This window comes from Nocardiopsis changdeensis (assembly GCF_018316655.1).
GTDB lineage: Bacteria > Actinomycetota > Actinomycetes > Streptosporangiales > Streptosporangiaceae > Nocardiopsis > Nocardiopsis changdeensis.
Map to the genome: position 1 here is coordinate 4995592 of NZ_CP074133.1, position 21559 is coordinate 5017150.

The 21559-nt window shown below is 71.6% G+C and carries 16 protein-coding genes and 1 tRNA gene; 6 read left to right on the plus strand and 11 right to left on the minus strand.

Annotated elements, in window-relative coordinates; translation table 11 throughout:
• Positions 1 to 143: 143 nt before the first annotated feature.
• Positions 144 to 2240 (minus strand): excinuclease ABC subunit UvrB, encoded by a 2097-nt coding sequence (gene uvrB / locus KGD84_RS22750; RefSeq protein ID WP_220562426.1) that lies wholly within the window; start codon positions 2238 to 2240, stop codon positions 144 to 146.
• Between the two features lie 245 nt (positions 2241 to 2485).
• On the opposite strand from uvrB, the gene KGD84_RS22755 reads away from it, so the two are divergent.
• Together KGD84_RS22755 and KGD84_RS22760 are read left to right on the plus strand one after the other, a co-directional pair.
• Positions 2486 to 3667, plus strand: a complete 1182-nt coding sequence (locus tag KGD84_RS22755) for a hypothetical protein (protein ID WP_255646750.1) — start codon at positions 2486 to 2488, stop codon at positions 3665 to 3667.
• Between the two features lie 196 nt (positions 3668 to 3863).
• Complete coding sequence (locus KGD84_RS22760; protein ID WP_220562427.1) at positions 3864 to 4907, plus strand: hypothetical protein; 1044 nt, start codon at positions 3864 to 3866, stop codon at positions 4905 to 4907.
• Positions 4908 to 5069: 162 nt separating this feature from the next.
• Here KGD84_RS22760 and coaE read toward each other — a convergent pair whose 3' ends face one another.
• Positions 5070 to 5672, minus strand: coding sequence for a dephospho-CoA kinase (coaE, locus tag KGD84_RS22765; RefSeq protein WP_220562428.1), 603 nt, complete (start codon positions 5670 to 5672; stop codon positions 5070 to 5072).
• Between the two features lie 55 nt (positions 5673 to 5727).
• On the opposite strand from coaE, the gene KGD84_RS22770 reads away from it, so the two are divergent.
• Entirely contained in the window at positions 5728 to 7140 is a 1413-nt protein-coding gene (locus KGD84_RS22770) for a hypothetical protein (protein WP_220562429.1), read from the plus strand.
• Here the strand turns inward: KGD84_RS22770 and KGD84_RS22775 are convergent.
• The 4 genes from KGD84_RS22775 to polA all read right to left on the minus strand — a co-directional run bounded on the left by KGD84_RS22775 (position 7127) and on the right by polA (position 12968).
• Positions 7127 to 7618: a GNAT family N-acetyltransferase gene (locus KGD84_RS22775; protein WP_220562430.1), complete on the minus strand. Its 492-nt coding sequence runs from the start codon at positions 7616 to 7618 to the stop codon at positions 7127 to 7129. The two genes, KGD84_RS22770 and KGD84_RS22775, sit on opposite strands and share 14 nt — an antisense overlap.
• A gap of 190 nt (positions 7619 to 7808) precedes the next feature.
• Complete coding sequence (rpsA, locus tag KGD84_RS22780) at positions 7809 to 9299, minus strand: 30S ribosomal protein S1 (RefSeq protein ID WP_220562431.1); 1491 nt, start codon at positions 9297 to 9299, stop codon at positions 7809 to 7811.
• A 460-nt stretch (positions 9300 to 9759) separates the two neighbouring features.
• Complete coding sequence (gene arfB, locus KGD84_RS22785) at positions 9760 to 10203, minus strand: alternative ribosome rescue aminoacyl-tRNA hydrolase ArfB (protein WP_220562432.1); 444 nt, start codon at positions 10201 to 10203, stop codon at positions 9760 to 9762.
• Positions 10204 to 10223: 20 nt separating this feature from the next.
• A complete protein-coding gene (gene polA, locus KGD84_RS22790) occupies positions 10224 to 12968 on the minus strand; it encodes a DNA polymerase I (RefSeq protein ID WP_220562433.1) in 2745 nt (914 codons plus the stop codon).
• Between the two features lie 54 nt (positions 12969 to 13022).
• Here polA and KGD84_RS22795 point away from each other — a divergent pair, with 54 nt between their 5' ends.
• Both KGD84_RS22795 and KGD84_RS22800 read left to right on the plus strand, forming a co-directional pair.
• Positions 13023 to 13430 (plus strand): PaaI family thioesterase, encoded by a 408-nt coding sequence (locus tag KGD84_RS22795; protein WP_220562434.1) that lies wholly within the window; start codon positions 13023 to 13025, stop codon positions 13428 to 13430.
• Between the two features lie 365 nt (positions 13431 to 13795).
• Positions 13796 to 15049, plus strand: a complete 1254-nt coding sequence (locus KGD84_RS22800) for an ABC transporter substrate-binding protein (RefSeq protein ID WP_220562435.1) — start codon at positions 13796 to 13798, stop codon at positions 15047 to 15049.
• A gap of 988 nt (positions 15050 to 16037) precedes the next feature.
• Here KGD84_RS22800 and KGD84_RS22805 read toward each other — a convergent pair.
• The 5 genes from KGD84_RS22805 to KGD84_RS22825 form a co-directional block, all read right to left on the minus strand.
• Positions 16038 to 17000, minus strand: coding sequence for an ABC transporter ATP-binding protein (locus tag KGD84_RS22805; protein WP_220562436.1), 963 nt, complete (start codon positions 16998 to 17000; stop codon positions 16038 to 16040).
• 2 nt (positions 17001 to 17002) lie between these two features.
• Positions 17003 to 17845 (minus strand): ABC transporter ATP-binding protein, encoded by an 843-nt coding sequence (locus tag KGD84_RS22810; protein WP_220562437.1) that lies wholly within the window; start codon positions 17843 to 17845, stop codon positions 17003 to 17005.
• Positions 17835 to 18827 (minus strand): branched-chain amino acid ABC transporter permease, encoded by a 993-nt coding sequence (locus KGD84_RS22815; protein ID WP_220562438.1) that lies wholly within the window; start codon positions 18825 to 18827, stop codon positions 17835 to 17837. Before KGD84_RS22815 ends, KGD84_RS22810 begins: the two co-directional genes overlap by 11 nt.
• Before the next feature lie 11 nt (positions 18828 to 18838).
• On the minus strand, positions 18839 to 20398 hold the full coding sequence (locus KGD84_RS22820; RefSeq protein ID WP_220562439.1) for a branched-chain amino acid ABC transporter permease: 1560 nt from the start codon (positions 20396 to 20398) through the stop codon (positions 18839 to 18841).
• Between the two features lie 316 nt (positions 20399 to 20714).
• Positions 20715 to 21284, minus strand: a complete 570-nt coding sequence (locus KGD84_RS22825; RefSeq protein ID WP_220562440.1) for an ANTAR domain-containing response regulator — start codon at positions 21282 to 21284, stop codon at positions 20715 to 20717.
• Between the two features lie 164 nt (positions 21285 to 21448).
• On the opposite strand from KGD84_RS22825, the gene KGD84_RS22830 reads away from it, so the two are divergent.
• A tRNA-Leu gene (locus KGD84_RS22830) sits at positions 21449 to 21521 on the plus strand.
• Positions 21522 to 21559 lie beyond the last annotated feature (38 nt).

Below are 21559 nucleotides of genomic sequence, written 5' to 3' on the forward strand. Positions count from 1 at the left end.
TCCCCCACACCCGGATTCATCCGGCAATTGCGACATACATCCTGCGCAAGACCAAGATTATGTCACGCGGAGGTAACTACGCGACCCTATCGTTGCCCCACCGTATCCGGACCGAGACCGACCGGGGCGGGAAGCCCCACGGCTCAGGGGGTCCCGGCCGCGTCCATGCCCCGCAACTCCCGCTTGAGCTCCCCGATCTCGTCCCGCAGCCGGGCCGCCAGCTCGAACCGCAGGTCCGCCGCCGCCTGGTGCATCTGCCCGCTCAACTGGTCGATGAGGCCCGCCAGCTCGGCCCGCGGCATGTTCGCCGCGTCCACGCCCCGCTCGCCCAGCGCCGGGACCGGGGCCTTGGCCGCCGCGCCCGCACCGCGGTACCCGCTCGCCATCAGCTCCTCGGTGTCCACGTCCTCCCGGTTCAGGGAGTCCAGGATGTCCGCGATCTGCTTGCGCAGCGGCTGCGGGTCGATACCGTGCTCGGTGTTGTACGCCAGCTGCTTCTCGCGGCGCCGGGTGGTCTCCTCGATCGCCGCCCGCATCGAGTCGGTGACGTTGTCCGCGTACATGTGCACCTGGCCCGCGACGTTGCGCGCCGCCCGGCCGATGGTCTGGATCAGGGAGGTCTCCGACCGCAGGAAGCCCTCCTTGTCCGCGTCCAGGATCGCCACCAGCGACACCTCGGGCAGGTCCAGGCCCTCCCGCAGCAGGTTGATGCCGACCAGCACGTCGAACTCGCCGACCCGCAGCTCCCGCAGCAGCTCCACCCGGCGCAGCGTGTCCACCTCGCTGTGCAGGTACCGCACCCGGATGCCCAGCTCCGCGAAGTAGTCGGTGAGGTCCTCGGCCATCTTCTTGGTCAGCGTGGTGACCAGCACCCGCTCCGAGCGCTCGGCCCGCACCCGGATCTCGTGCACCAGGTCGTCGATCTGCCCCTCGGTGGGCTTGACCAGTACCTCCGGGTCCACCAGGCCGGTCGGCCGGATGACCTGCTCCACCACGTCGCCCGCGCTCTGGCGCAGCTCGTAGCGGCCCGGGGTCGCCGACAGGTACACCGTCTGCCCGATCCGCCCGACGAACTCCTCCCACTTCAGCGGCCGGTTGTCCAGCGCCGACGGCAGCCGGAAGCCGTGGTCCACCAGGGTCCGCTTGCGGGAGGCGTCGCCCTCGTACATCGCCCCGATCTGCGGGACCGTCACGTGCGACTCGTCCAGCACGAGCAGGAAGTCGTCGGGGAAGTAGTCCAGCAGCGTGTTGGGCGCGCTGCCCGGGGGGCGCTCGTCGAAGTGCCGCGAGTAGTTCTCGATGCCCGAGCACGTCCCCAGCTGGCGGATCATCTCCAGGTCGTGGGTGGTGCGCATGCGCAGCCGCTGCGCCTCCAGCAGCTTGCCCTGGCCCTCCAGCTCCGCGAGCCGCTCGCCCAGCTCCGCCTCGATCGTCTGCACCGCCCGCGCGGTGCGCTCCTCGCCGGCCACGTAGTGCGAGGCGGGGAAGATGAACATCTCCTCGCTCTCCCCCAGCACCTCCCCGGTCAGCGGGTGCAGGGTGAGCAGCCGCTCGACCTCGTCACCGAACATCTCGATGCGGATCGCCAGCTCCTCGTACACCGGGATGATCTCGATCGTGTCACCGCGCACCCGGAACGTGCCCCGCGTGAACGCCATGTCGTTGCGGGTGTACTGCATCTCCACCAGGCGCCGCAGCAGGTCGTCGCGGTCCACCTCCATGCCCACCGACAGCTGCGCCATCCGGTCCACGTACTCCTGCGGCGTGCCCAGGCCGTAGATGCACGACACCGACGCCACCACGATCGTGTCCCGGCGGGTGAGCAGCGAGTTGGTCGCCGAGTGGCGCAGCCGCTCCACCTCGTCGTTGATCGAGGAGTCCTTCTCGATGTAGGTGTCGCTCTGGGGGACGTACGCCTCGGGCTGGTAGTAGTCGTAGTACGACACGAAGTACTCGACGGCGTTGTTCGGCAGCATCTGCCGCAGCTCGTTGGCGAACTGCGCGGCCAGCGTCTTGTTGGGCTGCATCACCAGGGTCGGCCGCTGCAGCTGCTCCACGGTCCAGGCGACCGTCGCCGTCTTGCCGGTACCGGTCGCGCCCAGCAGCACCGTGTGCGGGTCGCCGCCGCGCACCCGCCGGGTGATCTCCTCGATCGCCTTGGGCTGGTCGCCCGCCGGACGCATGTCCGAGACCACCTCGAACGGGTTCTCACTGCGCTTGATCTCGGTGACCGGTCGCACGTCGCCCTCATCCCCTCGTCGCCCGGGGCCCGACCCCGCACACGGGCCCCCGTCCCCCTAACGCTACCGACCGCCCAGGACATCCCGCGGCCGGAGGCCGACGCGCCTCCCCCGCGGCACCGGCGGCCGGACCGTCCGTCCACAGCCCGCCGAAGACCCCTGACCGGGCGGGGATCCCGGGGTTACCATCGAAATCAGCGCACTGTACCCCCGGAAACCGTGCCCCCGGAATAGAGGTGCCAGCCGTGTCCCACCCCTCCCGACCCACCTTCGATCCGACCCTGCCGCGCCGGACGATCGCCCGTCTGCACGCCCACCCCGAGCGGCTGCTGCCGGATTCGGTCGGCCCCTCCTCACGGCTCACCTGGCGCCGCGGCGCCGCCCTCACCGCCGCCGGCGGCGCCTCCCTGGCCGCGCTCGCCCTGCTCGTGCCCGGTGCGGCCACCCCGCTCATCGCCCTGCTGTGCCTCATCGTCACCGCCGTCGTCCTGGGCCTGGTCTCCGACCGGGGCTCGCTCGCCGACGACTGGGCCGACCTGCTCATGCACGGCTTCTGGGCGCTGCCGCTGTCCGCCGCCGCCGTCCTGACCGGCCACCTGGTCCTGGGCAACGCCCTGGAACCCCTGGCCGCCGCCGTCCCCGGCAGCGCCTCCGCCGCCGCCCTCTACCTGGCCGTCGCCGGGGGCGGGGCCGGCGCGATCATGCGCCCGGGCATGCTGCCCCGGCTGGCCTCGGAGAACCGCCGCCGGTACGTGCTGCCCGAGGACTTCGGCCGCCCCTACAGCTACGCCACCCGGCACGAGGAGCCCGAGGCCCACCTCTTCGCCCGCCTGCAGCAGGCCACCGACCGCGTCGAGGAGGGCACCCGCGTGCTGGGCGCCTCCTTCGACGCCGCCCACACCCTGCCGCTGCTCCGCGAGGAGGAATGGCGCATGTCGCAGGAGCTGCTGCGGCTGCGCGCCCTGCGCCGCGAGCTGGTCCAGCGCAAGCGGGAGGCGGTGTCCCGGCAGGTCACCCGGGCCCTGCAGCCGCAGGAGGAGGCGGTGGCCCGCGCCCACGCCGCCCTGGCCGAACGCATCGGCGTCCTGGCCGACTACGGCGAGCGCGTCCACGCCGCGGTGACCGCCCACCGCGAGTGGGAGCAGTGCCAGGCCATCGCCGACCGCGCCGCCGAGTACGCCGACCTGGCCCTGAGCACCGCGCGCGGCGCCATGCAGACCGACGAGATCGACGACAGCCTGCTCAGCGTGCGGGCCGCCCACTCGGTCCGGGAGGAACTGGTGCGCGAGGCCGTGGACGCCGGGTCCTCCCTGTCGGCGGCGCTTCACCCCGAGGCCGGGCAGACCCGCCGCGAGCCCCTGGACATCCCCCGACCACGTCAGGCCCGGTCCCCCGAACCCGCGGCCCCGCAGCCGACGGAGGACTGAGGCCGTCCGCACCCGCCCCCGCGCACGGACGCCGGGGCGCGCTCCGCCCTGCCCGGCCGAGGGCCGTGCGCGCGGCCGGTAGCGGCCATTCCCGTTTTCCGGGCCCCGCCCCCGGACATCATGGGGGCATCCCACCCCGAGGCCGCCCCCGCTCCGGCACCCCGTCCCCCGACCGACCTCAACGCCGAGGCGGCCCATGCACGCTCGTCCCACGCCCAACCCCGACCACGACCCCGGCTCCGCGCCCCCGCCCGGAACACCGCGGCCCGGACCGCACCGGCCCCGGAGCGTCGACGAACGCGTCGCCGCGCTCGCGGCCGCCCCCTACCTGTACCCCCACCCCGACCCCGTCGGCGGCGGGCCGCCCGGGACCTGGCCGGAGACCCCCTACCTGCTCCTCCTCCAGGAGGCCACCGACAGCGCCGCCGAGGCCGAGCGCGTCCTCGCCCCCGACCCGGACGCCGCGTGGGCGACCGGGCTGATGCGCCGGGCGGAGTGGGCGCAGGTCTACGCGGCCCACGTCATCCGGATCCTCGTCCCCGACCCGGACACGGAGATCCCCTTCTCCGAGGAGGACCGGCCGGAGGAGGCCGAGGAGGCCGTCCGCCTGGGCGCGCCGGCCCGGCGGGCCGCCCAAGAGCCCGACCGGTACGGCGCCGCCTACCTGGACCGGGTCCGGGAGCTGCGGCGGGGGATCGAGGCGCACGGGACCGCCGCTGAGGACGCCGTGGCGGACGGAGGACCGCGCGCACCGCGCGAGCACGCCGACGCGCGGCCGCGCGGGGCCGGCGGGATCCCCGCCCTGCTCCCCGGCCCGGTCCGGCGCGCACGGGCCCGGCCGTCGTCCCGGGCGGCCACCGCGCTCACGGGCCTGGTCCTGGTGCCCGCCGGACTGTCCGCCCTCTCCCAGCCGTACGCCACCGTGCACCTGGCGATCGTGTGCGGGGCCGCCGTGGGCGCCTTCATCGTGTGGAGCAATCTGCGGTACGACCCCGGGACCTCGCGCCTGTACCTGGCGGGCGTCGCCCTGGTCGGCCTCCTCGTCGGCGGCGCGCTGGCCGACCACCTCCACGGCGCACTGGCGCTCCTGTTCGCGCGGCTCGCCCCGCAGGCCTCCGCCGCCGCACCGGGGGACGCCGTCACCGCCGGACTGTACGGTCTGGCCGCGCTGGTCTGCTGGGTCCTCGCCGCGACCGGCGCCGGCGGCCTGCACGCGCGGGCCGAGCAGGCACCGCCGTAGGGGCCGGGCCGCTCCACCCGACCCGCCGACGGGCGGACGCCCCCGCGTCCGCCCTCCCCACCCCGACCCCGAGGCGACCCCCATGCGAGCCCGCACCGCACCCGGCCCCGCGGCCCCGGGGCGCCCCCGTGCCCGGCCGGGCGCCACCGCGCCGGTGCCCGGTCAGGACGCCCTGGCCAGCAGCTCCTCCCACACCTGCGCGACCCGCTCCGTGAGCTGCTCCCGGGTCCCGGAGTTGTCCACCACCAGGTCCGCCGCCGCCAGCCGGGTCTCCCGGTCGGCCTGCGCCCGGATCCGCGCCCACACCTGTTCAGGGTCCATGCCCCGGCTCCGGACCACCCGGTCCACCCGCACCTCGTCGGGGGTGTCGACGACCACCACCACGTCGTACAGCGACTCCAGGCCGTTCTCCACCAGCAGCGGCACGTCGTACACCACCACCGGGGCGCCGGCCGCCTCGGCGCGCGCCATCAGCTCCGCGCTGCGCTCGCCCACCAGCGGGTGCACGATGGCGTTGAGCCGTGCCAGCCGCGCCTCGTCGGCGAACACGATCTCCCCCAGCCGGGGCCGGTCCAGGCTCCCGTCCGGGGCGAGCACGCCCTCCCCGAACTCCTCGACCACCGCCGCCAGGCCCGGTGTGCCGGGCTCCACCACCTCGCGGGCGATCGCGTCGGCGTCGATCACCACGGCCCCGTGCTCGGCCAGTTCCGCGGAGACCGCGCTCTTACCCGAGCCGATCCCCCCTGTGAGTCCCACTTTCAGCATGTCACGACCCTAGTGACCGCCGCCCTTCCACCGCCCCCCACCCCCCGGAGACCCCGTGACCGCACCCCGGCCGACCGTCCGCCCCGGCCTTCCCCCGGACCGGGTCGCCCGGCTGACCGCCCGGCTCGACGGCCTGGCCGCCCCCTCCCGGGCGCTCGACCCGCCCGACCCGGTCCGCGCCCACCTGTGGACGGCCGGCGTCCACATGTACGCGGCCGCCCTCGCCCTGCTCGTCCCGGCGCCCTCCTGGGCCGGCGGGCTCCTGCTGGGCCTGGGGGCGGCGGGCTGCGCGGGCGCGGTCGCCGTGTACGCCCGGCCCCGGACGTTCTCCCCCGCGCTGGGCGGACCGCGGTGGGCGGCCCCGGTCCTGTTCACCGCCCTGGGCCTCTGTCTGGCCGCGGCCTGCGCCGCGGCCGCCCACCTGCTGTACCTCTCCGTCCGGGAGCTGATCGCGGGCCCCGGGGCCGGAGCCGCCCTGCTCTCGGCCGTCCTCGCCGTCGCCGCCCTGGCCGGCGCCCGCCACTGGTCCCGGGAACGGCGGTCCGTCCACGGGGTCGACCACATCACCCCCCACCTGCTGCCCGCCACTCCGTGGGTGCCCGCCGCCGAGGAGCCCGGCGGCCTGCGCGCCACCCGCCCGCTGCACCCGCGCGAGCAGGCGCTGGCCGACCTGCGCGCGTGCGTCGACGCCTTCGACGAGCTGAAGCGCACCGGAGCGCCCCTGCCCGGTGCCGGCGGCGTCCTGGGCCGCCTGCGCGACCACGAGTGGCGGGCCGGCCGCATCATGCTGCTGCGCCGCCGCCGGATCCGCCGCGACCTGGCCCGCGGCCCCCTGCCCGGCCCTGATCCGTACGCCGCGGAGGCCGCCGTCCTGGCGCCCCTGGCCCGTGCCGCCCTCCAGGCCCACCGGGCCGTCCTCGCCGCCCGCGGCCGGAGGGCGACGGGCCGTACGGTGCACGCTCTCACCGCCGAGCGCGACAAGCGCCTGCGCAGGCTCCACCCGCGCATCGAGCGCATCCTGCGCTGGAGCCGGGCCGCACCCGCGAAGCCCCGGCCCTACGAGCCCGCCCGCCCGCTCGTCCGCCTGCTGTACGCGGTGGCGGGGCTGGCGGCACTCGGCGCCGCCTGGGCCGCCCTGCTGTACCCCGCCGCGGGAACGGTGCTGCTCTTCGCCTCGGGCCCCGTCGTGTCGGCCTGCGTCCTGCTGTGGGTGCGCCTGCGCCACGCCGAACGCTGGACGCCGAAGCGGATGGCCGGGATGCTCCTGGCCTCGGGCTACATCACCGCGATGCTGTCCTGGGGGTTGTACGAGCTGTGGGAGACGATCGCGTGGTGGGTCGCCCCCGGGCTCTTCTTCGTCGCGCGGGGCGACGCGACGGTGGCCTTCTACCTGTACCTGGTCGCGTTCTTCTGCTGGTTCCTGGCCCTGACCGGATGGGGGCGCGCCCACCCCCTCAACCGGAGGTGACCGCCGCCAGCTCCTTGCGCATGTGCACCATCACCAGGTGGTCGGCGACCCGCTCCCGGTGCGTCACCGCGTAGCCCGCACGCCGGTACAGGAGCTGGTTCTGCGCGCTCTGCGCCCCGGTGAACAGGGTCAGCGCCGCCAGGTCGGGCCGCAGGCCCCGCAGGTCCTCCTCCATCCGCTCCAGCAGCGCGGCCGCCACCCCGCGCCGCCGCCGGTCCGGGGCCACCGCCAGCCGGCCCACCACCCCGGTGGTGCCGGTGACCTGCGCGCGCACCGCGCCGATGATCCGGTGCCCCTCGACGGCCTTGAGCACCAGGGACCCGGGGTCGGCCAGCAGCCGCTCCACCCGCTCCAGGGTCTCGGTCAGCGGCAGGATGAACGGGTCCCCGTAGGCCTGGGCCTCGTCGACGAACGCCGCCCGCTGCAGGGTGTGGATCTCCCCCGCGTCGGCGGGGGTGGCCGGGTGGATCTCGAACACGCCGTCTCCTCACACGCCCCGCCCGCCGGGGCACGGCACGAGACTAGCCCGATCGGCCGCGGAGCGGCGCGCTCCCGGCCCCACGGCCCCGCCCCAGGGCACGGCGAAGGGCCGCCCCCTGGTGGGGACGGCCCTTCGTCAGGCTGTCAGGTCCCGCGGACGGGACCCGCCGAACGGTTCACCGAACCGGTCAGGCGTCGCCGCCGGCGAGCTTCTCGCGCAGGGCGGCCAGGGCCTCGTCGGAGGCCAGGGCGCCGCTGGAGGCGGACTCCGAACCGGAACCGGAGCCCTGGGACCCGCCGGTGTAGTCCTCCTCCTCGGCCTCGACCGGGGCGTTGGCCGCCTCGGCCTCGGCCGCGCGGGCCTCCTCGACCTGCTTGCGGTGCGCCTCGAACCGGGCCTGGGCCTCGGCGTAGCTGCGCTCCCACTCGTCGCGCTGGGCCTCGTAACCCTCGAGCCACTCGCCGGTCTCGGCGTCGAAGCCCTCGGGGTACTTGTAGTTGCCCTGCTCGTCGTACTCGGCGGCCATGCCGTACAGGGTGGGGTCGAAGTCCACCTGGTCCGGCGAGACGCTCTCGTTGGCCTGCTTCAGCGAGAGGCTGATGCGGCGGCGGTCGAGGTCGATGTCGATGATCTTGACGAAGATCTCGGTGCCGACCTGGACGACCTGCTCGGGCACCTCGACGTGGCGCTCGGCCAGCTCGGAGATGTGGACCAGGCCCTCGATGCCCTCCTCGACGCGGACGAACGCGCCGAACGGGACGAGCTTGGTGACCTTACCCGGGACGACCTGACCGATCTGGTGGGTCCGGGCGAACTGCTGCCACGGGTCCTCCTGGGTCGCCTTCAGCGACAGGGAGACGCGCTCGCGCTCCATGTCGACGTCCAGCACCTCGACGGTGACCTCCTGGCCCACCTCGACGACCTCGCTCGGGTGGTCGATGTGCTTCCAGGACAGCTCGGAGACGTGCACCAGGCCGTCGACGCCGCCCAGGTCCACGAACGCACCGAAGTTGACGATCGAGGAGACCACACCCTTGCGGATCTGGCCCTTCTGGAGGGTGTTGAGGAACGTCTGGCGGACCTCGGACTGGGTCTGCTCGAGCCAGGCGCGGCGGGACAGGACCACGTTGTTGCGGTTCTTGTCCAGCTCGATGATCTTGGCCTCGAGCTCGCGGCCGACGTACGGCTGCAGGTCGCGGACGCGGCGCATCTCGACCAGGGAGGCGGGCAGGAAGCCGCGCAGGCCGATGTCGAGGATGAGACCACCCTTGACGACCTCGATGACGGTGCCGGTGACGACGCCGTCCTCCTCCTTGATCTTCTCGATCGTGCCCCAGGCGCGCTCGTACTGGGCGCGCTTCTTGGACAGGATCAGACGGCCTTCCTTGTCCTCCTTCTGGAGGACCAGGGCCTCGACCTGGTCGCCGACGGCGACGACCTCACCGGGGTCGACGTCGTGCTTGATCGAGAGTTCCCGGGACGGGATCACACCCTCGGTCTTGTAGCCGATGTCGAGCAAGACCTCGTCTCGATCGACCTTCACGATGGTGCCCTCGACAATGTCACCGTCGTTGAAGTACTTGATGGTCTCGTCGATCGCCGCGAGGAAGGCTTCCTCGGACCCGATGTCGTTGACCGCTACCTGGGGTGTCGAGGTGGCCTCGGTGCTGCTCGTCATTTGTGGGTGGACTCCGGATACGGACAGATTCAGAAGATGGGCACGCCGCAGATCCGAGCCCGCCGATCCGTCATCCTGAAGGAGAGGAACGGTGCCACCGCGGAAAGGAGCCTTCCGCAGCGACCGACCGCCGGGTCCAGAAGCGTGGACTTTGGTGGTGCCGCCCCTCGGCCTCCCTGGCGGGAGACATCAGACGGCGCACGAACCCACAACGCTCCGGCCAGCATATGAGACAAGGGCTTCCTGGTCAATCGGAACCCTGGAGCGCCAACCCGGCGAAGATCGCAATGGCGGCAATGTACCCGAGGCACAGGTGAAGATCAACTAGGCGGCACCGTCACCCGTGAACTGGGTGGACGCCTGACCCCACAGGGGCTCCCGCGGCCCTCCGGACCGATCGGTGCGGTCCGTACGGGGACGGTCACCCGGCATCACCGGACGCCCCCCGCACCGGTTCCGGTCAGTCCGAAGTCGGCCGAGAGCGTGACCGTTTGATGTCCCCGCGGCGCTTCTTCGCGTCCAGCCGGCGCTGCCGCGCCGCCCGGCCCGGACGCGTCGCCCTGCGCTCGCGCGGCGGCGGCGCGATCGCCTCCGCCAGCAGCGCGGCCATCCGCTCCCGCGCCTCCGCCCGGTTGCGGGCCTGGGACCGGTGCGTCTGCACCGACACCGTCAGCACCCCGTCCACCAGGCGCCCCGCCAGCCGCTCCAGGGCGCGCTCGCGCCGGGTCCGACCCAGCGCCGCGCACCCCGCCACGTCCAGCGACAGCGACACCCGGGTGTCGGAGGTGTTGACGTGCTGCCCGCCCGGCCCCGACGAGCGGGAGAACCGCCACGCCAGGGCATCGGCGGGGACGGTGACCGGCCCCACGACCAGACCGCCGTCCCCGGCGGCTCCCGTGTTCACGTCACCGTCCCCCTCCCCCGCTAGTGCGCGGCGTCGTGCCAGCTGCGTCCGCCGCCGACCGACACGGCCAGCGGAACACGCAGATCATAGGCGGTGCTCATCTCGTGGCGCACGAGGTTTTCCACCGCCTCCCGCTCGCCCGGGGCGACCTCCACCACGAGCTCGTCGTGCACCTGCAGCAGCACCCGGGAGGCGGCCCCGCTCTCGGCCAGCGCCGCGTCCACCTGGAGCATCGCCACCTTGATGATGTCGGCGGCCGACCCCTGGATGGGCGCGTTGAGCGCCATCCGCTCGGCCATCTCCCGCCGCTGCCGGTTGTCGCTGGTCAGGTCCGGCAGGTACCGGCGCCGCCCCAGGATGGTCTCGGTGTACCCCACCCTGCGGGCCTCCTCCACCACCGCGTTCAGGTAGTCGCGCACCCCGCCGAACTCGGCGAAGTAGTCCTCCATGAGCTTCTTCGCCTCCTCCGGCGTGATGCCCAGCTGCTGCGACAGCCCGTAGGCGCTCAGCCCGTACGCCAGCCCGTAGCTCATCGCCTTGATCCGCGACCGGGCCTCGCCGTCGACGTCCCCCACCTCGATGTCGAACACCTGCGCCGCCATCTGCGCGTGGAAGTCGTAGCCGCTGTTGAACGCGTCGATCAGCGCCTTCTCCTGCGACAGGTGCGCCATGATCCGCAGCTCGATCTGGCTGTAGTCCGCGGTGAGCAGCTCCTGGTACCCCTCCCCCACCACGAACGCCCGCCGGATGCGCCGCCCCACGTCGGTGCGCACCGGGATGTTCTGCAGGTTGGGATCGGTGGAGCTGAGCCGCCCGGTCGCCGCCACCGTCTGGTTGAACGTCGTGTGGATGCGCCCGTCGTCGGCGACCGTCTTGATGAGCCCCTCGACCGTGGTCCGCAGCTTGGTCTGGTCGCGGTGGTGCAGCAGCACCCCCGGCAGCTCGTTGTCGGTCTGGGCCGCCAGCCACGTCAGCGCGTCCGCGTCGGTGGTGTACCCCGTCTTGATCTTCTTGGTCCGCGGCAGCCCCAGGTCCTCGAAGAGCACCTGCTGCAACTGCTTGGGCGAACCCAGGTTGAACTCCCGGCCCACGATCTCGTGCGCCCGCTCCACCGCCGCCCGCGCCGCCGACGCGAACTCGCCCTGCAGCTCCTCCAGATAGGCGCGGTCGGCCGCGATCCCGGCCCGCTCCATGCGCGCCAGCACCGGCACCAGCGGCAGCTCCACCCCGCTCAGCAGGTGCGCGCCGCCGCGCTTGTCGACCTCGGCCGCCAGCACCGCCGCCAGGTCCCGGGTGGCCGCCGCCCGCACCGCCAGGGCCTGCCAGCGGCCGGTGGACCCGCCACCGTCCAGGTCCAGCGCGAGCTGGTCGCCGGGGGCCTCCTCCTCCAGCTCCCGCCCCAGGTACTTGCGGCACAGGTCGACCAGGTCGAACCGGCGCTGCCCCGGCTGCACCAGGTACGCGGCCAGCGCGGTGTCGCTCACCACCCCGCCCAGGTCCCAGCCGTGGGCGCCCAGCGCCAGCAGCGCCCCCTTGTACTCGTGCACCGCCACCGGCCGCTCCGGGTCGGCCAGGAACGCCGCCAGCGCCTCGGTGTCCGCGGCGTCCATCAGCGCCGGGTCCACCGACACCGCCGCACCCGACGCCACCGCGATGGACAGCCCGTCCACCCGGCCGGTGCCGGCGCCCCACGCCCCCTCCAGGGCCAGGCCGGCCGGCGCCGCCGCGGTGACGTCGTCGGCGGCCGCGTGCTCGGTCAGCCAGGCCGCCAGCGTCCCGGTCCCGGCCACCGTCAGGTCGACCTCGAAGCCCTCGCCCGCCGGGGCCTCCGCGGCGGCCTCCTCCAGGGCCACCACCGCGTACAGGCGCTCACGCAGGTTGGACGCGAACTCCAGGTTGTCGAACAGGGCGTCCACCCCCGCCCGGTCCGCCCGCCCCAGCAGCAGGTCGTCCAGACCCACCCCCAGGTCCACGTCGGTGGCCAGCAGGTTGAGCCGCTGGTTGCGCAGCACGTCGTCCAGGTGGTCGCGCAGGTTCTGCCCGGCCTTGCCGCCGATCTCGTCGATGTGCTCGACCAGCCCGTCCAGCGAGCCGTACTTGACGATCCACTTCGCCGCCGTCTTGGGGCCCACCCCGGGCACGCCCGGCAGGTTGTCGGCCTTCTCCCCCACCAGCGCCGCCAGGTCGCGGTACCGCTGCGGGGACACCCCGTACTTCTCCTCCACCGCCGCCGGGTCCATCCGGCGCAGGTCCGACAGGCTCTTGCCCGGGTACAGCACCGTGCACGAATCGGTGACCAGCTGGAACGCGTCCCGGTCGCCGGAGGCGATCAGCACCTCCGCGCCCGCCTCGCCGCCCATACGGGCCAGCGTCGCGATGACGTCGTCGGCCTCGAAGCCCGGCGAGGACAGGTTGGCCACCCCGATGAGCCGCATCAGCTCCTGGGTGAGCGGCACCTGGGAGGGGAACTCCGGCGGCGTCTCCGAACGCCCGTCCTTGTACTCGGCGTACTCCTCGTGCCGGAACGTGGGCCCCGACAGGTCCCACGCCACCGCGACATGGGTGGGCTCCTCGTCTCTGAGCAGCTTCACCAGCATCGACGCGAAGCCGTACACGGCGTTGGTCGACTGCCCGGTGCTCGTGCCGAACTTGTCCACCGGCAGCGCGAAGAACGCGCGGAAGGCCATCGAGTGGCCGTCCAGGAGGAGAAGGCGGGGACGTCCGCCGGCCTGCGATGTCTCGGGGGTCTCACGATTGGTCACCACAGATGAATCCTAGGATGCGACGCGGACACTTCGACGACCGAAAGGCGGAACACCATGGACCCCGAGATGCGGAAGCTGCTCGCCGACGGCGGCCTGTCCGAGCGCATGGGCATCGAGATCACCGAGGCCTCCGCCGAACGCGTCGTCGGGCGCATGCCCGTCAAGGGCAACACCCAGCCCTTCGGCCTCCTGCACGGCGGCGCCTCCTGCGTCCTGGCCGAATCCCTGGGATCCATCGGATCCACCCTCCACGCCCAGCAGTTCGGCAAGGTCGCCGTCGGCATCGAGATCAACGCGACCCACCACCGCTCGGCCACCGACGGACACGTGACCGGCGTCGCCACCCCCGTCCACCTCGGCCGCACCCTGGCCACCTGGGACATCACCATCACCGACGACCAGGACCGCAAGGTGTGCACGTCCCGCCTCACCTGCATGCTGCGGGAACTGCCGAACAACTGAAAATACGGCCGACCGAAAACAGGGCGCCTTCACAACACTGTGAAGTCGCCCTGTAACCCGACCGCAAAGTTCGACGCTCGGACCCCTGCCCGCGCACCGCCGCGACACTTTGTCACCCCGCGCCCACCCAGGCAGAACCACCGTCCAGACGATGCCCGGGATGACTACAGAGCCATAACAGCCTGACGGCGAGTCGGCACCAACGCGCATTCCACGCTTTCGAACCATGAACTTCCGTGATTAAGCTCCGCTAACGCTCTCGATTAAGTCATGCCACACATCGCGGGCATCAGGGCGCAAGAGCACCATCCGGCACGGCTGCACCACGCAGCACGTGCTCGCCGGTTGAACGGAGTGACCACATCATGGCAAGCAAGAAGGTCCTAGGCCTCACTGCCGCAACCGCGGCCCTGGTACTGGGGCTGACCGCGTGTGGCGGCGGTGAGGATGGAAACGGCGGCGGCGACAGCGCCGGCGGCGGCGAAGCCTTCCAGTTCGGCATCCTCTACCCCCAGACCGGCAGCCTCGCCTTCCTCGGCCCGCCCCAGCTGGCCGGTGCCGAGTACGCGATCCAGGAGATCAACGCGGCCGGCGGCATCCTCGGCACCGAGGTCCCCGCCCCCACCCAGGGCGACGAGGCCGGCGACGCCGCCCAGGCCAACGAGGCCGCCAACTCGCTCGTCTCCGACGGCGTCAACGCCGTCATCGGCGCCGCCGCCTCCGGCATGACCCAGGCGACCTACGACACCATCACCGGTTCGCAGATCGTCCAGTGCTCCGGCTCCAACACCGCCCCGGACCTCACCGACATCGACGACGGCGGCTACTACTTCCGCACCGCCCCCAGCGACCTGCTCTCCGGCCCGGTCATGGCGCGCAAGATCGTCGAGGACGGCCACCAGAGCATCGCCATCGTCTCCCGCGCCGACGACTACGGCGCCGGCTACGCGGGCGGCCTCCAGACCGAGCTGGAGAACCTGGGCGCCGAGGTCGTGGCCAACGAGACCTACGACCCCGACACCACCACCTTCAGCTCCGTGGTCAGCGCCGTCAACGACGCCGAGGCCGACGCCGTCGCCCTGATCTCCTTCGAGGAGGGCGCCCAGGTCATCGCCGAGCTCCTGGAGACCGGCACCGAGGGCGACCAGCTCTACATCACCGACGGCCTCAACAGCCCCGAGCTGGGCACCTCCGTCAACGAGAGCGACCCCGAGATCGTCACCGGCATCACCGGTGTCGCGCCCGGCGCCGACAACGAGGCGTTCAACGACAGCCTGGCCGAGTTCGCCCCGGACCTGGAGACCTTCCAGTTCGGCCCGCAGGTCTTCGACTGCGTCACCGTGATCGCCCTGGCCGCCGAGGCCGCCGGCAGCATCGCCCCGGCCGACTACGTCGCCGAGCTGCCCAACGTCAGCGCCCCCGAGGGCACCGAGTGCACCACCTTCGCCGAGTGCCGCGACCTGCTCGCGGACGGCGAGGAGATCAACTACCAGGGCGCCAGCGGCAACATCGACTTCGACGACAACGGCGACCCGACCTCCGCGACCTTCCAGATCTTCCACTTCGGCGAAGAGGGATACGAGACCCTCGGCTTCGAGGAGTACTCGGTCAACGAGTAACACCACCACCCACCACCCCCAAGCGCCCCGGGCCCCAGGCCCGGGGCGCTCCCCATTCCCCCACCCACCCGAGGGCATCACAGCACTCCCGCCGCAGGGGACCCCCCTGGGGGCCAGCCACACCCGGAGGGCATCGCACCCCCTCCGCCCCAACGGGTCTCCTCCCCCGCCCGGGAGCGGCCACATCCGGAGGGCATCGCGCCTCCTCCGCCGCAGGGGGTTTCCCACCCGACTTGGGTGGCCCGCCATAGCCGTGTCAGGCCAGTGGAGCCCCCGGCCCCAGGGGGTCTTCGCCGAGGTAGTTGTAGGTTTCCAAGAGGCCGGCCGCTTGGGAACGGCGGTCCGCGCCGGGTGGGCCCGGCCCCGGCCGCAATCGGTGTCCGGCAGACCGGCAGGCGGGTGCGTTGGGCGCACGTGGCGGGTGGTGGGGGTGTGACTGCCGGAGCCGGGTGCACACGGAGCGCGCACACCCGCACCGCCTGGAAAGGTTGGGGGCGCCGGCGGCGGTGCGAGCGCTCCACGCTGTCGCCTACTCCCGCGGATGACCGCGGTACCGGTCAGTGCCGGGGGTGAAAGCCGCACGTTTCTGCGGCCTTGGCCCCAGACCGGGCACAAGACCGCGCACCTCCACCGCAGAGGGTGAAGGCCGCGCATACCCGCGACATCAACCTGTGGGGGGTTGGGAGGAAGAACCGCAACCCCGCCCCAGAGGGTATGGCCGCACGCAACCTCAGCCCCAGCCCCAGCCCGGGCACAAGACCGCGCTTCTCCACCCCGAGGGGTGAAGGCCACGGGTACCCGCAGCATCAGCCAGCAGGGGGAAGGCAGAACCGCGACCCCACCCCAGAAGGTGCCGCCACGCGTACCCACAGCACCGACCACTGCGGCCCCGGAAAACCACCCCCCACAACAAAGGAGGCGGAGCCCTCAGGCCCCGCCTCCCCACTACTCCCCGGCCGGTCTTACAACCCCCCGACCGGTCCCCCGGTCAGTCCTTCTTCCCGAGGGTCCCCAGGTACAGCTCGATGACATTCGGGTCGTTCAACAGGTCCGCACCCGTACCCGTGTACGCGTTGCGACCCTGGTCCAGCACGTACCCCCGGTCACAGATCTGCAGGCACCGGCGAGCGTTCTGCTCCACCATGATCACCGAGACACCCGCCTCGTTGACCTGCTTCACCCGCTGGAAGACCTCTTCCTGGTACAGCGGCGACAACCCCGCGGTGGGCTCGTCCAGCAGCAGCACGGACGGGTCCATCATCAGAGCCCGCCCCATCGCCACCATCTGGCGCTCACCGCCCGACAGCGACCCGGCCTTCGCCTTGCGCCGCTCCCCCAGCAGCGGGAACAGCTCCGCCACGAACGTGAACCGCTCCGTGAACGCCTTCGGCCGCAGATAAGCCCCCATCTGGAGGTTCTCCTCGATCGTCAGCGACGGGAACACGTTCTGCGTCTGCGGGACGTAACCCACACCGCGCTCCACCAGGCTGTGCGCCGGCAGACCCGCGATGCTCACCCCCCGCAGCGTCAGACCGCCCTCACGGATCGGGATCAGCCCGAAGATCGTCTTGATCAGCGTCGACTTCCCGGCCCCGTTCGGACCGATGATCGCCACGACCTCGCCCTCGGTGAGCGTCAGCGTGCACCCGTTGAGGATGTTCACCCCCGGCACGTACCCGGCCACCAGCTCCTTGGCCAGCACCAGGTAGTCCCCGGGGTCACCCACCTCCACGGACTCCTCCATGGCCTGCTCCAGCAGCTCCTCACGGTGCTCCTGGGCCACCACGGCCTCCTCCGCCGACTCCGGGATCAGCTCGGCCTCCGGCTTCACACCGGCCTCGACCTTCGACCCGGCCCCGGCCTCCGCCTTCACACCGGCCTCGGCTCCGGCCTCAGCCTCAGCCCCGGCCTTCGGCTCCAACTCCCCGTTCCCGGTCCCGCTCTCACTCATGCTCAGTCCTCCTCACGGGAACCCAGGTAGGCATCGATGACCTGCTGGTTCGAGCGGATGTCCGAGGGACGCCCCTCGGCGATGATCTGCCCCTGCGCGAGCACCACGATCCAGTCGCTGATGCCCATGATCACGTCCATGTCGTGCTCCACGAACAGGACCGTCTTGCCCTCGTCGCGCAACGACGTGATGTGCCCCAGCAGCGACTGCACCAGCGCCGGGTTCACGCCCGCCATCGGCTCGTCCAGCATGATCATGTCCGGGTCGGTCATCAGCGCGCGCGCCATCTCCAGCAGCTTGCGCTGCCCGCCCGACAGCGAACCCGCCATGTCGTCGCGCTTGGCGATCAGCTTGAAGCGCTCCAACAGCTCCAGCGCCCGCTCGGTGTTGGCCCGCTCCTGGCGCTGCCACAGCGGACGCGCGAACGCACCCGCCATCCGCTCCCCCGCCTGGCCCTTGGCCCCCAACAGCATGTTGTCGAGCACCGTCAGCCGGGTCAGCGCCTTGGTCAGCTGGAACGTGCGCACCATTCCGGCCCGGGCCACCTGGTGGCCCCGCTTCCCGCTGATCCGCTGCCCCTGGAACGACCACGTCCCCCGGTCCACCCGGTCGAAACCGGTCAACAGGTTGAACAGGGTCGACTTGCCCGCGCCGTTCGGACCGATCAGCGCCGTGATCGTCCCGCGCTGCACCTCCAGGTGCTCCACGTCCACCGCGGTCAGACCGCCGAACGAACGCCGCACGCCGTCGACCACCAGGATCGGGTCGGCCTTGGTCGAACCGGGCACCGTCTCGGTGCCCGACATACGGTCGACCACCTTCTCGCCCGTCTCGTCACTTGACATTGATCAGCATCTCCTTGCGGTCCCCGATCAGGCCCTGTGGACGGAACACGATCAGCAGCACCAACATCAGGCCCGCGAACGCCAGCTGGAGCGCACCGTAGTCCGGACCGTCCAGGAAGGGCATCAGCCCCAGGTCGCGGCCGACGTACTTCAGCACACCGTCCGTGAAACTCATCAGGAACCAGAACGCCATCGCGCCCAGCACCGGGCCGAACACCCGGCCCGCCCCGCCCAGCAGCAGGATCGCCCACAGGAAGAACGTCACCTGCGGCTTGAACTGGTCCGGCTGGATCGACGCCTGGTGCACCGCCATCATGCAGCCCGCCAGCGCACCGATCAGACCGCCCAGCACCAGGATCTGCATCTTGTACGCGAACACGTTCTTGCCCAGGCTGCGGACCGCGTCCTCGTCCTCACGGATGCCCTTGATCACACGGCCCCACGGGCTGTGGATCAACAGCCACGTCAGACCCACCATCAACAGCACCAGCGACCAGGTCACCACCATCGTCCACAGGTGCGTACCCGTGTACGTCAGCTCACCGAAGCCGTACCGCGCACCCGGCTCGAACGGGTTCAGCTCGCGGAAACCGCCCGCCAGGTTCTGCAGACCGTACACACCGCCGGTCAGCGGCTCGGCGAACCCGGCCCGGTACACCAGCCGGACCACCTCCGCCGCCGCGATCGTCGTGATCGACAGGTAGTCCGCCCGCAACCGCAGCGTCGGGATGCCCAGCAGCAGCGCCAGCGCCAGCGCGCACAGCAGGCCCACACCGAAGCCGACCAGCAGCGGCAGACCGAACACCGACACGCTGATACCGACGCCGTACGCGCCCACCAGCATGAAGCCGACCTGGCCGAAGTTCAGCAGGCCCGTGTACCCGAAGTGCAGGTTCAGGCCGATGGCCGCCAGGGCGTAGATCGCCGCGATCGGGCCCAGGGCCGACCGGACCGACTCGACCAGGATAGAAAGGATGTCCATCGTCTTCTCCCCTAGCCGACCCGCTCAGCACGCCCGAGCAGACCCTGGGGCCTGACCAGCAGCATGAGGATCATCAACGCCAGCGCCCACGCCTGCATCAGCTGCGACGGGAACCACAGGGTGGACAGCATCGCCACCAGGCCGACGGCGATACCGCCGACCATCGCACCGTAGGCCGTGCCCAGCCCGCCCAGGATCACCGCGGCGAACATCAGCAGCAGCAGACGGAAGCCCATCTCGTACTGCACCACCTGGTTCAGGCCGTACAGGACACCACCCAGCGCCGCCAGACCGCCGCCCAGGCCCCACACGTACAGCGTGACCCGGTCCACGTCGATACCCGACGACTCCGCCAGGTCCCGGTTGTCCGACACCGCGCGCATCGCCTTGCCGATCCGGGTGAACTGCAGCAGACACGCCACCAGCACCAGCACCACGACCGAGACGCCCATGATCACCAGGTCGCGCGGGGGCATCGCGATCGGCCCCAGCCGCACCACCTCCTGGATCTGGAAGCCCGCGTACCGGCTGCGGTCCGCACCGAACAGCACCAGGATCACGTGGCGCAGGATCAGCGCCAGACCGATCGACACGATGAACATCTGGATCAGCGCCACGTTGCGACGGCGCAGGGGACGCCAGATGTACCGCTCCATGGAGGCGCCCAGCACGGCGCCCATCACCACGGCGATACCCGCCGCGATCCACAGCGGGACCTGCCAGCCCACCGAGTCGCCCAGCACGCCCAGCACCGTGGCCAGCGCGATACCGGCGAGGATCGACGACCACTGGGCGATGATCAGGGCGGTCCGCGCCAACCGCGTCTCCAGGAAGGCTCCGATGAGGACCGCGCCCCCCAGGCCCGCGAAGACCGCGAGCAGGGAGTTGCCCATGCCCGCCGCACCGCTGCTGAACACCAGCGCGACCATGGCCCCGAAGGTGACCATGTCGCCGTGGGCGAAGTTGATCATCTTCGTCGAGCCGAAGATCAGCGACAGGCCGATCGCCGAGATCGCGATCACCAGGCCGAAGAGCAGGCCCGCCGCCGTCAGCTGGATGACCCGGGAGCCGAAGGAGCCGCCGGCCGCGGGGGCGACATCGCCCTCCTCCGCGCCCGCGTCGTCCTCGGCCGGGGTCTCCGAGTCCGACTCCGAGGGCGACTCGGTGTCCGACTCCCCGCCGCCTCCGGCGGGTTCCAAAGCGATGATCAGGGGACGCTGATCGTTCGCCTCGACCTCCACCTCGGTCTCGCCGTCGACGAGGATGGCCGTCTCCCGTACGGAGAACTCTGCGGGGACGGACTCCTGGTCCACCACGACGCGGTAGGTGCCCGGTCCGGGCAGCTCCACCACCCAATTTCCATCAGAGTCGGTTTCGGCTGCCCCGATCTCGTCCTCACCGTCGAACACCTGGATCGTGATGCCTTCGACACCCTGATCCCGGTCGTCCGGGTTGCGGATCTGACCCTGCAGCGCTTCACCGCCCTGTTCGTCCGCCGTCGCCGCCGGCCCGGGGATCACCAGGATGGCGGTGATCAGGGCGAGCAGCACGGTCACGAGGCGTGTGCGCACGCGCGCTCCTTGCGCATCTGAGGGTAACGGTGCCGTATGCGCGCATTCGACACCGTTGTCCATTGCTGTTCGGTGCGGCGAGTTTAGCCCGGTTTACCCTGGTCATTCAGCTTCGCTTAAACCACGTGACCCAAATGTCATCCCATCGTGCAGAAACGAGACTGAACCGTCACGGGACCCCCCTTGACGCTGGACACCTGTCTCGTTTCCCACCTGGCGAGTGAGCGATCTGCACATTTCCCACATGCCCCGGACACGACGAGGGGCCGCACCCGAGCGGGTGCGGCCCCTGTTCAGTCCTTCTGCGCGGGATCCGTTAGGCCTGCTTGCCTCCGAGGGTCTCCACGACCGTCTCCGCCACCTTGCGCATGGTCAGACGGCGGTCCATCGAGTTCTTCTGGATCCAGCGGAACGCCTCCGGCTCGCTCATCCCGTGGCGGCTCTGGAGCAGGCCCTTGGCCTGCTCCACCAGCTTGCGGGTCTCCAGCCGCTCCTGGAGGCCGCCGACCTCCGCCTCCAGCGCCGCCAGCTCGGCGTACCGGGAGGTCGCCATCTCGATGGCGGGCACCAGGTCGGCCTTGCTGAACGGCTTGACCAGGTACGCCATGGCACCGGCGTCGCGCGCCCGCTCCACCAGCTCGCGCTGGGAGAACGCCGTCAGGATCACCACGGGGGCGATCCGCTCCCCGGCGATCCTCTCGGCGGCGGAGAGGCCGTCGAGCACGGGCATCTTGATGTCGGTGATCACCAGGTCCGGTTTGAGCTCGCGAGCGAGCCGGATGGCGGTCTCCCCGTCCCCGGCCTCGCCGACGACGGCGTAGCCGTCCTCCTCGAGCATCTCCTTGAGGTCCAGGCGGATCAGGGCCTCGTCTTCCGCGATCACCACGCGGCTCTGCGTCCTCGTCACGTACATGAGGTTACCGAGATCCGCTAGGATGCTGATCGTCGGGCCCGGCAATGCTGGCCAATCGTGACATCACCGTTGGCCGACCGTCGCCGGGCCAACTCATAGGGGTCACTCCGAGATCGAACCGGACATAAGCCCCAAAGGCCCTGATAGCCCAACGGTAGAGGCAGCAGATTCAAAACCTGCACAGTGTGGGTTCGAATCCCACTCGGGGCACACAACAGACGAAAGCCGCCCACCGGGCGGCTTTCGTC